The sequence below is a fragment of the Kitasatospora sp. NPDC048722 genome (assembly GCF_040650235.1).
GTDB lineage: Bacteria > Actinomycetota > Actinomycetes > Streptomycetales > Streptomycetaceae > Kitasatospora.
In genome coordinates this window covers 161,820-174,595 of the sequence record NZ_JBEZGX010000003.1, presented here as the reverse complement: position 1 = coordinate 174,595, position 12,776 = coordinate 161,820, and the positions used below count along the sequence as shown (strand labels likewise).

The window sequence follows — 12,776 nt, the reverse complement described above, 5'->3', positions numbered from 1 at the left end:
TAATTGCGAGTCAACATGTGGCTGCTGCCGAGCATGGACCTTAGGATGGCCGCCATGACGACGAACGAGCCGGACCACCGCACGGCCGAGGACCTCCTGAACGCCGTGGGCCCGGCCTTCGGCAAACTGCGCCGCACCTCGCTCCTGGAGGTCGAGAACCCCATCTCGGCCAAGGACCTCAGCCGCACCCTGGTCCTCAACCTCGTCGAACAGCACACCCGCGACTCCGAGGCCGAGATCACCGTCGGCGCGGTCGCCGAACTCCTCGGCGTGGACCCGTCCGTCGCGAGCCGCATGGTCGGCGACAGCATCAAGGCGGGCTACCTGACCCGCGCCGCCTCGCAGCACGACGGCCGCCGCACGGTCCTCCACCTCAGCCCGGCCGGCACCGACCTGATCGCCCGGCTGCGGCGCCACCAGCGCGACGCGTACGACTACATCACCGCCGACTGGGCCGAGCGCGACCGGCTCGAATTCGCCCGGCTGATGCTGAAGTACGTCGACTCCCTCGACCGGCTGGCCGAGCGGAAGTCCGCTATGTAGCGCGCCCCGAGGGCAGCAACTCGGCGATGTCGTGCGGGAGGACGGCGGCCAGCTTGTCCATCAGGTCCGGCGCGAGCGCCGCGTCCAGGACCTCCAGGACGGCGGCGGCCTCGCGGATGCCGCCGTCCTCGCCGGTGCCGGCCCGGCCGGCGATCCGGCCGGCGAAGACGGGCAGGCCGAAGCGCTCGCCGGAGGCGTGGGTGCGGCCCTCCTCGTCGGCCTCCCGGGCCGCCTCCCGCACGGTGGCGGCGAGCTCGGGCGGCAGCTGGGCGGCGACGTGCACGGCGAGCCCGGAGGGCAGGCGCTCGCCGAGGGTGAGCAGGACGGCCTTGGTGGCGCGCTCGGCGGCGGCCCGGTCGGGGAGCCCGGCGAGGTCCCGGACGGTGGCGATGATCTCGTCGTGCTTCATGGCCGAGTCCCCTTCCGCCGGCGGGCGAGACCCCCTCTGTGAGGCTACGCCGCCGGACGGAGGCCCGCACGGAGGCGTCAGGCGGGCGTGACCGGCAGGCGGCGCTTGTGCTCGGTGCGGCGGTAGTGGCCGAGCACCGTGCGGAACACCTCCTCGCTGACCGGGCGCCCCTCCAGGAAGTCGTCCAGGGCGTCGTAGCCGACGCCGAGGGCGTCCTCGTCGGGCTTGCCGGGCGCGAGCGTCTCCAGGTCGGCGGTGGGCACCTTGTGGACGAGCTCCGCCGGTGCGCCCAGCAGCTCGGCCAGCGAACGGACCTGACGCTTCGTCAGGCCGGACAGCGGCATGATGTCGGCCGCGCCGTCGCCGAACTTGGTGAAGAAGCCGGTGACGGCCTCCGCCGCGTGGTCCGTGCCGATCACGACCCCGTCGGACGCGCCGGCGACGGCGTACTGGGCGATCATCCGCTGCCGGGCCTTGGTGTTGCCGCGGACGAAGTCCTCGTGGGCGCCGTCCCGGAAGGTCAGGCCGGCGGCCGCCAGGGCGTCCATCGCGCCGTCGGTGGCGGGCTTGACGTCCACGGTGAGGACCCGGTCCGGCCGGATGAAGTCCAGCGCCAGCCGGGCGTCCGCCTCGTCGGCCTGCACGCCGTACGGCAGCCGCATCGCGACGAAGGACACCTCGTGGCCCTCGGCGCGCAGCCGCTCGGCGGCGAGCTGGCAGAGCCGTCCGGTGGTCGTGGAGTCGACGCCGCCGCTGATGCCGAGGACGAGCGTGCGGGCGCCCGCCGCGCGCACCTGCTCGGCGAGGAAGGCGACCCGGCGCTCGGCCTCCCGCTCGGCGCTCGGGACGGGGGCGACGCCCAGGGCGCGGGCGATCTCCCGCTGGATCTCGGCGGGCAGGGCTTCGGACATGGTGGGACTCCTAGGACATCGGGCGTGCTTCCGGGAGCCAGCCTGATCGCCGCGGCGGCCGCCGCCAAGGGATTCCACCGTGATGGAATGCGGGTCACAGCGGCCCCAGGCCTCAGAGCCAGCCGCGCTCGTCCGCCACCCGCAGCGCCTCCAGCCGGTTGCGGCTGGCGGTCTTGGCGATCGCGGACGAGAAGTAGTTGCGGACCGTCCCCTCCGACAGGTACAGCTTGGCGGCGATCTCGGCCACGTCCGCGCCCGAGCGGCAGGCGTTCAGGACGTCGCGCTCGCGGGCGGTGAGCGGGGAGGCGCCCGCGGCGAGGGTCGCGGCGGCGAGCTCCGGGTCCACCACCCGCTCCCCCGCGGCGACCCGGCGGATCGCGTCGGCCAGCACCTCGGCCGGCGCGTCCTTGACGACGAAGCCGACCGCACCCGCCTCCATCGCGCGACGCAGGTAGCCCGCCCGTCCGAAGGTCGTGAGGATCACCACCCGGCAGTCCGTCACCTGCTGCGCGAGGACCGCGGCGGCGGCGAGGCCGTCCAGCCCGGGCATCTCGATGTCCAGGAGGGCCACGTCGGGCCGGTGCTCGCGGGCCGCCTCCACGACCTGGTCGCCGCGGCCGACGGCGGCGACGACGGTGAAGTCGTCCTCCAGGTCGAGCAGCGTGCGCAGAGCGGTGCGGACCAGCTCCTGGTCCTCCGCGAGCAGGAGGCGGATCGTCATGGGCTTCCTTCCCGGACGGGTACGTGCGGCCGGCCGGGGACGGCGGGGACGGTGACCCGCAGCCGCCACCCGCGCGGGCCCAGCGGGCCCGCCTCGACGCTACCGCCCGCCGCCGCAACCCGTTCGCGCAGGCCTGCGAGCCCCTTGCCGTCACCCACGGCAGGGCCGTTGCCCGGCCCGTCGTCGCGGATCTCCACCGAGGTGCCGGTGAGCAGCACCGTGCAGCGGCCCGCGCGGGCGTGCCGGACGACGTTGGTCAGGCCCTCCCGGACGACCCAGCCGAACAGTTCCCGGTGCGCGGGGGCCACCGCGTCGGTGGCGCCCGGCAGGTCGGCGACCACCCCGGCGGCGCGCAACAGCTCGCGGCCGCGCGCCAGTTCGGCGGCCAGCGTCACCTCCCGGTAGCCGGAGACGGCCGCCCGCACGTCGGCGAGCGCCTGCCGGGAGAGGTCCTCCACGGCGGCCATCTCCTCGACCGCGAGGGCGAGGTCCTTGGCGGCGAGCCGCTGCGCCAGCCGGGACTTGACGGTGATCGCGGTGAGCGAGTGCCCGAGCAGGTCGTGCAGGTCCCGGGCGATCCGGTTGCGCTCGGCCTCCGAGGCCAGGCGCGCCACCTCGGCCCGGGCGGCGACCAGTTCCTGGTTGGTGGTGGCGATCTCGGAGAACCCGCGCACGGTCAGCGAGCTGAAGAGCAGGGCCAGCGCCTGGAACCAGCCGGGCCCGCTGTGCCAGGGGCGCACCGCCCACGGCAGGACGAGGGCACCCGCCGTGCCGGCCGCCACGGCCGCGGTGGCCCGGGCGGGGAACAGCACGGCGACGAACGAGACCACGCCGGTGCCCAGGAAGAAGGCGTCGGCGTGGGCGAAGGGAAGGGCGGCCGCGAAGAGCACCGCCTGCCCGGCCGTCAGGAACTCGGCCTGCCGGCGTCGGCCCCGGGCGAACGCGATGCCGCCGGCCGCGTAGCAGGCCGTGAAGGCCGCGACGACCGCGTACCCGGCGACGGCCCGCGCCCCGGTGACGGTGTGGGACACGCCCAGGGCGGTGAGGGCCGGGTAGACGAGCATCCCGGTGGCCAGCATGACGCGCCGCCAGCCGTGCGCCCACGGGTGCGATCCGGGGTCGGGGCCTTCGTCGGTCACGGGTGCTCCTTCCACCGGTCGGGGCTCAGTTCTGCGGGGCGGCCGTCCCGAAGAGCGTACGCAGGTGGCGTCCGTTGAGGATCACGGCCACCCCCAGCAGCAGGGCGCCGCACAGCGCCTGCTCGGCCTTCATCCAGAACGGGAACGTGCCCGGCAGGGCGATGATCACGACGATCGCGACGAGCATCGCGGTCGAGATGATCCGCAGCCGGCGGAACGCTCCGGTCGAGCCCCCCGCCGCCCTGACCGCCAGGACGAGCGTGATCACCGAGCTCGCCGCGACGGCGCTGCCGCGGATCCAGACGGCGACGTTGACGAGGTCGGGGTGGCCGGCGAGCGCGACGATCGCGGCCATCGTGACGAGGCTGATCCCGAGGTAGGCGCCCAGGAGGCGGCGGATCGTGCGGAAGGCCCGGCGGGTCTCGGGGTGGTTCAGATCGGTCGAGGTCATGGCATTCATGCTGGCGGGGGGCACCCCTCGCGGGGCAGTGTGCTCGCACACCGATGGGGCGTGACAAATGTCAGCGCCCCGGCCGGCCCCGCTCACCCCCACCCCGGCACCGGCGGCTGCGGCCACGGCGGCGGGGCCGGCAACCCCGGGTCCGGCGCCGGGCCGCGGCCCGCGAGCCAGGCGAGCAGCGCGTGGCCGGGGCCGGACGCCGTCGGGGCGGGCGCGGTCTGGCCGGTCTGGCCGGTCTGGGCGACGGTCCAGGCGCGGCCGAGGTCGACGGCCTCGAACCGGCCGACCGGGAAACCGCACTCGGCCAGGGCGGCCACGGTCTCCTCCAGGGCCCCCGCGACGAAGCCGGCCGACCAGTCGGCCGGGGTGCGGCCGAGGGCCAGGTCGGTGTGGTGGACCTCCAGTTCGCGCCGTGCGCGGTGGAGGGTGTACCAGGCCGGGTGCTTCCATCCCGCGAGGGCGGTGACCAGGACGGACCAGCGCCCGGCGGGCATCGCCGAGGCCTCGTCGAGCAGCCGGTCGAGGCTCGCGCGCAGGTCGGCGGCGAGGGCGGGGGCGTCCCGCCCGGCGCCCTCGCCCAGCAGGCGTTCCAGGGTGGCTCCGTCGGCCCTGGGCCCGGGTTCGGTGCCCGTCCGGGCCAGGACCAGGAGCCAGGTGTAGACGTCGGCGCTGCGGGCGACGTGGGTGACGACGTGCGCCCGGCTCCAGCCGGGCAGCGCCGACGGTCCGCGTGCCTGCGTCTCGGTCAGGGCCGAGACGCAGGCGGCGAACCGGGCGGCGGACGCGTGGACGGCGTCGAGGAGTGCGGTGCGGCCTTCCACGGTGCGGCCTTCCACGGTGCGGTCTTCCACGGTGATGCCCGGCTTCCTTGCCCGGTACGGTCGTTCCGGGTGGCGAGTTCTGCTGTCCAACGGCTAACTTCCCTGCTCCGCCAGGAACTTGATGCCGTCGAGGGTGGCCGCCATGCCGGTCCGCAGTTCACCGAGGCGGACCTCGATGATCTGCTCCTCGCGGTCCGGCCAGCGGTCGATGGCGGCCGTCACGCCGTTGCGGCCGGGGCCGATCAGCACCGAGTGCCGCAGCCGGGTGCCGCCGTCCTCCGGCGTGAGCTCGTAGCGCCAGGAGGCGAGCGAGGCCGCCGGGTCCGTCGAGGGGCGGCCGAACCGGCCGTCCGCATCGGTGACGATCCACGCGAACACCTCCCGGTCGGTCAGCTCCGTCACGTGGGAGACCGTCCGCCAGTTGCCCAGCCGCTCGTTCTCGTTGTGCCCCTCGAAGCGGGCCCCGACCGCGGGCCCCTCCGCGCCGTCGAGCCAGGCGACGCCCCGGAGTTCGGGGCTGAGCCGGGCGGGCAGGGCGATGTCGGTGACCAGCGACCAGACCTCCTCGACCGTGGCCTTGATGTGCACCTCGCAGAACGTCCGCGGTCCGTCCGCGTATCGCATGGCGCTTCCCCTCCGTCGCCGGGACCTTCACGGTTCCCGGGTGGTGACCGTCCGTGATGTTAGCGAGTTGTCATGGACCTCGACAGGTGCCGGACCAAACCCCGGCGATCTCCTCGGCCCGCTCACCGGACCCTCGACGTTCGGCCGCCCCGCCCGACGGACAATCCGTTCGCAGACCGTCAGTTCCCGGTCACCACCGCGCGGGCCAGCCGGATCAGGTCCGGGATGGCCGGGTGCGCCGGGACGCCCCGGCGCCAGGCCAGGAACAGCGGGACGGGCGGGGCGTCGGCGAGCGGGCGGTAGGCGATCGCGGGGTGCTTGTGCAGCCGCGGCGTCGCGGCCGTCGAGATGCCGACGGCCCGGCCCGCGGCGATGGCGGTCAGCCACTCGTCGGTGTTGGCGACCTCGATCGTCGCCGTCGGGCGTCGGCCGGCCGGCCACAGGTCGAGGGTCGTGGTGCCGGCGACCGTGTTGAGGGCGACCGGCCACGCCGCGAGGTCCGCCAGGGTGAGGGCCTCGCGGTCGGCGAGGTCGCTCGCCGCGGGCACCACCGCCACCCGCTCCTCGTCCAGCAGCAGCTCGGTGGCGAGACCGGGCGCCGTGACCTCGCCGCGCAGCAGGGCGATGTCGACCCGGCCCTGGGTGAGGCCGGCCGTACGGTCGTCGATGCGGCGCAGTTCGAGCGGCACGTCGGGGTGCTCGTCGTCCCATCGGCGCAGCAGCGGGATGGTGTGGTCGCCGAGGGCGGCCCAGGGGTGGCCGAGGCGCAGCGGCGGGGAGGCGAGCGTGCGGGGGTCGAGGGCGCTGTCCACCGCGGCGAGCGCGGCGGCGGCGCGGTCGCGGAAGGTGCGGCCGGCGGCGGTGAGGTCCAGGTGGTGGGTGGAGCGGTCGATCAGGCGGACGCCGAGGTGGTCCTCCAGCTGGCGCAGGGTCCGGGAGAGCGCGGGCTGGCCGGTGTGGAGGCGGGCGGCGGCGCGGGTGATCGTGCCCTCCTCGACGATGGCGAGGAAGGCTCGCAGGTGGCGCAGCTCGATGGTCATGCTTCGGAAGCATAACGGCTTGCCATTCGGCATTTCCCGGGGCACGAACGAATCCCTAACGTGGGGGGCATGACGAACACGGTGTCCGGGATGTCCCGGACGGCGGCAGCCGCCGCGACGCTCCCGGCGCCCCACCCGGCGGGACGGCCCGTCGTGCCGTCCCGGAGCGGCCTCGGCGGGATCGGGCTGGTGCTGGGCGGCACGCTGTCGGTGCAGTTCGGCTCGGCCGTCGCCGCCCTGCTGTTCCCGCGCGTCGGGCCGTTGGGAACGGTGGCGCTGCGGGTGACGATCGCGGCCGTGCTGCTGCTCGCGGTCTGCCGGCCCCGGCTGCGCGGCCACAGCCGCGGGGACTGGGCCGTCGCCGGGGCCTTCGGGGTGGCGCTCGGCGGCATGAACATCCTCTTCTACCAGGCGATCGACCGGATCCCGCTGGGACCCGCCGTGACGCTGGAGGTGCTCGGCCCGCTCGTGCTGTCGGTGGTCGCCGCCCGCCGGGCGGTGAGCCTGGTGTGGGCGGCGCTCGCGCTCGCGGGCGTCTTCCTGCTCGGCCGGGACGGCTTCGAGCGGCTCGACCTGACGGGCGCCGGGTTCGCGCTCGCCGCCGGCGCCCTGTGGGCGGCGTACATCGTCCTCAACTCCCGCTCCGGGGCCCGCTTCCCCCGCCTGGACGGGCTCGTGGTGGCGATGTCCGTGGCGGCGCTGATGAGCCTGCCGCTGGGGATCGCCGCCGCGGGCACCGCCCTGCTCGACCCCGGGGTGCTGGCGCTCGGGCTGGCCGTGGCACTGCTCTCCTCCGGCCTGCCGTACGCCCTGGAGGTGCTCGCCCTGCGGCGCCTGCCGGCGGCGACCTTCGCGGTGCTGATGAGCCTCGCCCCGGCGGTCGGCGCCCTGGCCGGCTTCCTGGTGCTGGGGCAGACCCTGTCGGCGTCGCAGTGCGCGGCGGTCGCCCTGGTGATGGCCGCGAGCGCGGGCGCCGTCCGCACCGGCCGGGCCGGGCGGGCGTAGCGGCGGGCGCCGTCCGCACCGGCCGGGCGTAACCGTCACCCCAGCTCGCCGACCAGGCGGGTGGCGAGCGGGACGGGGACGGCGTGGCGGGCGGCGGCGCGGAGGAGGGCTCCGCCGATGGCGTCGAGTTCCAGGGGGCGACCCGCCTCCGCGTCGCGTTGCATGGAGGACTTCGCGGTGGGCGGGAACGCGTCGTAGAGCGCCAGCGACTTCGCCGGATCCGCCGGAGCCCCGCACGCGCGGGCGACGGCGGCGGCCTCCGCCACGAGGGCCTCCAGCTCGGCGCGGTGCTCGGCGCGGACGCTCCCGATCGGGAGCCCGTACCGGGTGGTGAGCAGCGCGAACGGTGCGAGGAACGCGAACTTGGCCCACAGCACGGCCGGTTCGTCCGCGCTCACCCGGGTGCGCACGCCCGCGCCCTCCAGCAGCCGCGCGACCTTGTCGAGCCGGTCGGCCGGACCGGCGAGGTCGATCTCGGTGAACGGGCTGCCGTGCTCGACCACGCCCGGCGCCACCCGGGCCGACTCGACCCGGACGACGGCCCCGACGACCCGCTCCGCCCCGAACCGGCCGCGCAGCTGCGCCGGATGCTCGATGCCGTTGAGCAGCGGCACCACCAGTCCGTCCGCGACGAGGGCGGGCGGCACCCGCTCCAGCGCCTCCGCCAGGTGGGTGTGCTTGACGGTCACCAGGCACAGGTCGACGGGTTGGCGCAGCGTGGTGTCCGCCGCCACGGGTGCGGTGAACTCGCCGAACTGGGCGCTGCGCACCCGGATCCCGTCCCGGCGCAGCGCCTCGGCGGTCGCTTCCCCGGCGAGGCAGATCACCTGGTGCCCGGCCCGCGCCAGCAGCGCGGCGAGCAGCCCGCCGACCCCACCGGGGCCGAGCACGGCGACCGTCCGGCGGGGGCCGAGGACGGTCTGGCAGGCCTCCCACGCGGCCGGGCTCAGGAGCGGCCGCAGCCGGGTGAACAGGGCGAGCAGGTCCGCGCCCCACCGCTCGCGGAAGGCCGGGTCGCTCCCGACGATGTCGAGCTCGTTGGCGGCGGTCAGCTCCGCGAAGTCGCGCAGTTCGGACGGGTCGGGGGTGAGCGCGCGGCCGGTGAAGCGGTCGTGGAAGTCGGCGTCCGGGCCGGGCAGTCCGGGGTAGGTGGCGCGGCGGTCGCAGCTCGCGTACCGGTGGACGATCCGCTCGGCCCCCGGGCCGATCACGGCGGCCAGGTCGGTGCGGCGGTCGAGCGGCAGGAGGGCGGTGGGGAAGCCGTCCGTCCCGTAGGCGGCGTGGCAGAGCCCGGCGAGCTGGAGGTCCGGGCGGGCGCCCCAGTCGGCGAGCCGGCGCCGGACGCGTTCCAGGTGGGCGAGCAGGGTGCCGCCGGGGTGCTCGATGCCGTCCGCGCCGAGCGAGCGCAGCACGGAGACGGCTCGGGCGATGACATGGTCGGTCGTCAACTCTGGTTTCCTCTCGGGGGATTGTGGGTCGGCACCCGCCGTGCCCCGCCGTGCGTCCGGAACGCGCGAGGACAGCGGGCGGGTTGCCGCCCTGGGCCCTGCAGCGATGATCGAGCCGCGCGGACATCCAAGTCAATCCACGGGTTCACTGGGGAACCCCCAAGGGAAAGCTTGGGTCAGCACGGGCGTACGGTGACTGCCGTGACCCTCGACGATCTCCGCGTCTTCGCCGCGGTGTGCCGGGCCGGCTCGCTCAGCGCCGTGGCCCGCCGGCTGTCCTGCACGCAGTCCGCCGTCAGCCAGCACGTGAAACGGCTCGAACGGGAGCTCGGCGTCGTCCTGCTCGAACGCCATCCCCGCGGCGTCGTGCCGACTAAGGCCGGGCACCTGCTGCGCGCGGCGGCCGTCGACAGCCTCGGCGGCATCGACCACGCGTTGCGCGGCATCGACGAACTCGCCCGCGGGGAGGGCGGATCGGTGCGGATCACGACCGGCGCCACCAGCATCCGGCACTTCATGTCCGCGGCCGTCGTCGACTTCCGGCGCCGTTTCCCGGGGGTGAGCCTGGAGTTCCAGACGGAGGTGTCCAGCCGCAGCTGCTTCGAGGCGCTCGCCGCGGGCCGCGTCGACCTCGCGTGGATCTCGCTCGGTGCGCCCGCGCGCGGGATCGAGCAGCGGCCGGTCGTCGAAATGCCCTGGGTGCTCGCCGTCGCCGCCGGGGACCCGCTCGCCGGCCGCACCCACGTCGACCCGGTCGACCTCCAGGACGCCCGCCTCATCGGGCTGCCGCAGAACTCCGTCTCACGCTCCCGACTCGACTCCTGGCTCGCCACGTCGGGCATCCGGCCGGTCTTCGACACCAGCGTCGCGGACTGGGACACCGCGATCCTGCTGGCCGAGCTCGGGCTCGGCCAGGCCGTCGTGCCCGCCCTCCCCGAGTGGCAGGGCCCGGGCCACCCGGGCCTGCGGCTGGTCCCGCTGCCCGCCCTCCCCGTGCTCACCGCCGGCTGGGCCGTCCGCCGCTGGGACACCCTCTCGCCGCTGGCCCGCGCCTTCGCGGACACCGTCGCCGAGCACTGCGGGACGTGAGCGGCCCGACCGGGCGGGCCGGGCCGGGGTGGGGTGGTGTGCCGCGGATACCCGTCCGGGCGTCAAATGGATCTGCTGGAAGTGGAAATGATCCGCCTCCAGGCGGGCGCTCGGGAGAGGTGAAGGCAGATGTGGCCCGGGGTCAACGGCATGCGGTCGATGGAGCTCGGCACTCCGGCAGGGCCTCACCCGGCGGCTCCGCTCAGGCGAAGGACGGCCAGCGCTCGGCGGCCCACTCGCGCCACGTCGCCCAGCCCGGCGGCACGGCGGCGGGCTCGCGGGCCGAGAGCTCGGCGGCGTCGGGTTCCTCGAAGCGGGACCGGCCGTGCTGGATGTCGGCCTCCGACATCGGGAACGTCTCGTCGGGGGTGGTCGCCCAGCGATGGGCGATCCGGGCGCGCTGGGTCGCGTCGTCCACCGGCAGGTAGACCATCCGGAAGCGCACCGACTCGGCCTCGGCCAGCCAGCGGATGGCGGAGCGTTCGTCCCGGGACCAGCACCCGTAGTCCACCACGACGTCGGTGCCCAGCCGGACCGTCTCCAGGGCGAGCCAGAGCATCCGGCCCTCCAGCACGTCGCGCTTGCCCTCCGGCTCCGCCTCGCCGAACAGCGGGATCATCCAGTCGTCGGGCGTCAGGCGCAGCGCGCCGTGCTCGGCGGCGAGCTGCCGGGCGCGCGTGGTCTTGCCGGCGCCGGGCAGGCCGACCATCAGGAACAACGTGGTCACCCCTGCATGGTGCCGGTGGGGATCGGCCGGGGGCGACCGGTTTTCACGGCGGGAACGCCCCACGCCGGCGACGCCCCACGCCGGGAACGCCTTACGGCAGGAACGCCCCCACCGCCGCCCGCGTCAGCGTCCGGAAGCGCTGCTCGCCGAGGGCGCCCGGGAAATGCCCGCCGCGCTCCAGGCTGATCACGCCGTGCGCGGCCGCCCACAGCGTGTCCGTCACCTCGTCCACGTCCGCGTCCGCCCGCAGCACGCCCGCCTCGACGCACGCCCGCGCCGCCTCCCGCAGGACGTCGAGGCTCGCGGCGGCGGCCGTCCTGCACTCGTCGTCCGGGACGAAGCCGGGCACCCCCTCGCCGTGCATGACGCCGTAGAAGTTGGGCTCCTCCAGCGCGTTGGCCCGGTAGGCGCGGCCGAGGGCGGCCAGGTGCTCGGCCGGATCGTCACCGCGGGGCACCGCGTCCAGGCGGCGGCGCAGCCGGGCGAAGCCCTCCAGGTAGAGCTCCCGCGTGATGCCGTCCTTGGCCCCGAAGTGCCGGTACAGGACGGTGGTCGAGCAGTCCGCCGCGGCGGCGACGCGGCGCATGCTCAGCGCGGCCGGGCCCTCGGCGGCGAGCAGGCCGGCGGCGATGTCCAGCAGGGCGGTGCGCAGCGCGGCCTCGCCCAGGGCCTGGGCCCGGGCGAAGGCGCCGGTGGGTGATTTGGCGGGCATGCGGACGATTCTCCCGTACGTGGTGCGCTCAGCTCGGTCAGGGCAGCGGACGGTAGATCGGCACGCCCGCCTCTTCCAGCGCCGCCCGGCGGGCGAAGTACTCGTCGCCCATCGGGTCGACGCCGAGCAGCGGCATCGCGCTGCGCCACGTCGTGACGTCCTCCGGGGCGAGATCGGCGGCCGTGGCGAAGTGCCGCTCGGCGGCGCCCGGGTGGCCGTGGCGCAGCAGCCACAGGGCGAGTGCGGCCTCGGTGCGGGCTCGCTGGCGCGCGGGGGTGCCCGGCTCGGTCAGTGCGGCGACGGCGTCGGCGTCGACGCCCGGGTCGCCGGTGGCCACCCAGCGGCGCAGCGCGGCGAGCGTCCTGCCGGAGTCGAGGCCGCTCATCGAGCGGAAGAGGTCGGTCGCGAACTGGGTGTCGCTGGGCCGGGCGATGCGGCCGTCCTCGTCGATCCAGACCGCGGTGGGGACGTTGAGCAGCTGGTAGAGGTCGGCGACCCGGCCGTCGACGTCGATCAGCGCCGGGTGGGTCGGCGCGGCCTCGGCGATCCAGGGCGCGGCGTCCTCGGCCCTGCGGTCGACGGCGACGCTCAGCAGGGAGAAGCCGTCGGCGGCGAGTTCGGCGTGCAGGCGCTCCCACGTGGGCAGGTCGTAGCGGCAGCCGCACCAGGAGGCCCAGAAGACCAGCGCGACCTTGCGCCCGCGCAGGTCGCTCAGCGCGTGCCGGACGCCGTGGACGTCCGGGAGCGAGAAGTCGGGCGCCTGGCCGGCGGCCAGGGCGGCGGAGCGGTCGTCGGCGGAGGCGCCGAGGGCGAGGACGCCGACGGCGGGCTCGGCGGCCACCGGGCGGCCGAGCAGGGCGGCGAAGGCGGTGAGGTCGAGGCGGCCGGCGTCCTCGAACCGGGCGACGGCCGCCGCCGGGACGCAGACGTCTCCGCGGCACCAGCCCTGCGGTTTGCGGGTGAAGCCCAGCGCGCGTTCGACGTCCGCGTGGGCGAGCCAGACGTGCGGGTCCGCGCCGTCCGGTGCGGGGCGCAGGTCGGCCGCGACCCGGGTCTCGCTGTGGTCGTCCAGGATCGTCAGCTCGACGGTGCCGCCCATGGGACGCCTCCTCGATCGAAATAACGCC

Annotated in this window: 15 protein-coding genes and 1 pseudogene; 3 read left to right on the top strand and 13 right to left on the bottom strand. The window is 75.6% G+C overall.

The features are described from left to right. Positions 1–54 precede the first annotated feature (54 nt). Positions 55–543 (top strand): MarR family winged helix-turn-helix transcriptional regulator, encoded by a 489-nt coding sequence (locus tag AB0C76_RS04205; protein ID WP_359959380.1) that lies wholly within the window; start codon positions 55–57, stop codon positions 541–543. On the opposite strand, the gene AB0C76_RS04200 is transcribed toward AB0C76_RS04205, so the two are convergent. From AB0C76_RS04200 to AB0C76_RS04165, 8 genes are all read right to left on the bottom strand, one after another. Beyond that, positions 536–952: a DUF2267 domain-containing protein gene (locus tag AB0C76_RS04200; RefSeq protein WP_359959377.1), complete on the bottom strand. Its 417-nt coding sequence runs from the start codon at positions 950–952 to the stop codon at positions 536–538. The genes AB0C76_RS04205 and AB0C76_RS04200 overlap by 8 nt on opposite strands. A gap of 77 nt (positions 953–1,029) precedes the next feature. Further along, positions 1,030–1,863 (bottom strand): ammonia-dependent NAD(+) synthetase, encoded by an 834-nt coding sequence (nadE, locus tag AB0C76_RS04195; RefSeq protein WP_359959374.1) that lies wholly within the window; start codon positions 1,861–1,863, stop codon positions 1,030–1,032. Positions 1,864–1,975: 112 nt separating this feature from the next. Beyond that, positions 1,976–2,584, bottom strand: a complete 609-nt coding sequence (locus AB0C76_RS04190; RefSeq protein ID WP_359959371.1) for a response regulator transcription factor — start codon at positions 2,582–2,584, stop codon at positions 1,976–1,978. Then, positions 2,581–3,723 (bottom strand): sensor histidine kinase, encoded by a 1,143-nt coding sequence (locus AB0C76_RS04185; protein WP_359959369.1) that lies wholly within the window; start codon positions 3,721–3,723, stop codon positions 2,581–2,583. Before AB0C76_RS04185 ends, AB0C76_RS04190 begins: the two co-directional genes overlap by 4 nt. A 25-nt stretch (positions 3,724–3,748) precedes the next feature. Further along, positions 3,749–4,174: a hypothetical protein gene (locus tag AB0C76_RS04180; protein WP_359959366.1), complete on the bottom strand. Its 426-nt coding sequence runs from the start codon at positions 4,172–4,174 to the stop codon at positions 3,749–3,751. Positions 4,175–4,266: 92 nt separating this feature from the next. Continuing rightward, positions 4,267–5,034: a maleylpyruvate isomerase family mycothiol-dependent enzyme gene (locus AB0C76_RS04175; protein ID WP_359959363.1), complete on the bottom strand. Its 768-nt coding sequence runs from the start codon at positions 5,032–5,034 to the stop codon at positions 4,267–4,269. Positions 5,035–5,097: 63 nt separating this feature from the next. Then, positions 5,098–5,628 carry an SRPBCC family protein gene (locus AB0C76_RS04170; protein ID WP_359959360.1) on the bottom strand — a complete coding sequence of 177 codons (531 nt, stop codon included), beginning with the start codon at positions 5,626–5,628 and terminating at the stop codon, positions 5,098–5,100. A 179-nt stretch (positions 5,629–5,807) separates the two neighbouring features. Then, positions 5,808–6,668 carry a LysR family transcriptional regulator gene (locus AB0C76_RS04165; RefSeq protein WP_359959357.1) on the bottom strand — a complete coding sequence of 287 codons (861 nt, stop codon included), beginning with the start codon at positions 6,666–6,668 and terminating at the stop codon, positions 5,808–5,810. Positions 6,669–6,737: 69 nt separating this feature from the next. On the opposite strand from AB0C76_RS04165, the gene AB0C76_RS04160 reads away from it, so the two are divergent. Next, positions 6,738–7,673, top strand: coding sequence for an EamA family transporter (locus AB0C76_RS04160; protein ID WP_359959354.1), 936 nt, complete (start codon positions 6,738–6,740; stop codon positions 7,671–7,673). A 35-nt stretch (positions 7,674–7,708) separates the two neighbouring features. On the opposite strand, the gene AB0C76_RS04155 is transcribed toward AB0C76_RS04160, so the two are convergent. Both AB0C76_RS04155 and AB0C76_RS04150 read right to left on the bottom strand, forming a co-directional pair. After that, positions 7,709–8,563: a 2-dehydropantoate 2-reductase gene (locus tag AB0C76_RS04155; RefSeq protein WP_359959649.1), complete on the bottom strand. Its 855-nt coding sequence runs from the start codon at positions 8,561–8,563 to the stop codon at positions 7,709–7,711. A 21-nt stretch (positions 8,564–8,584) separates the two neighbouring features. Continuing rightward, positions 8,585–9,121, bottom strand: a pseudogene (locus AB0C76_RS04150) (DUF6817 domain-containing protein); the annotation flags it as partial. Positions 9,122–9,322: 201 nt separating this feature from the next. On the opposite strand from AB0C76_RS04150, the gene AB0C76_RS04145 reads away from it, so the two are divergent. Continuing rightward, entirely contained in the window at positions 9,323–10,210 is an 888-nt protein-coding gene (locus tag AB0C76_RS04145; protein ID WP_359959352.1) for a LysR family transcriptional regulator, read from the top strand. 202 nt (positions 10,211–10,412) lie between these two features. Here AB0C76_RS04145 and AB0C76_RS04140 read toward each other — a convergent pair whose 3' ends face one another. The 3 genes from AB0C76_RS04140 to AB0C76_RS04130 all read right to left on the bottom strand — a co-directional run bounded on the left by AB0C76_RS04140 (position 10,413) and on the right by AB0C76_RS04130 (position 12,748). Further along, entirely contained in the window at positions 10,413–10,937 is a 525-nt protein-coding gene (locus tag AB0C76_RS04140; RefSeq protein WP_359959349.1) for an ATP-binding protein, read from the bottom strand. 91 nt (positions 10,938–11,028) lie between these two features. Then, a complete protein-coding gene (locus AB0C76_RS04135; protein WP_359959346.1) occupies positions 11,029–11,649 on the bottom strand; it encodes a TetR/AcrR family transcriptional regulator in 621 nt (206 codons plus the stop codon). 37 nt (positions 11,650–11,686) lie between these two features. After that, positions 11,687–12,748: a TlpA disulfide reductase family protein gene (locus AB0C76_RS04130; RefSeq protein WP_359959343.1), complete on the bottom strand. Its 1,062-nt coding sequence runs from the start codon at positions 12,746–12,748 to the stop codon at positions 11,687–11,689. Between the last annotated feature and the right edge of the window lie 28 nt (positions 12,749–12,776).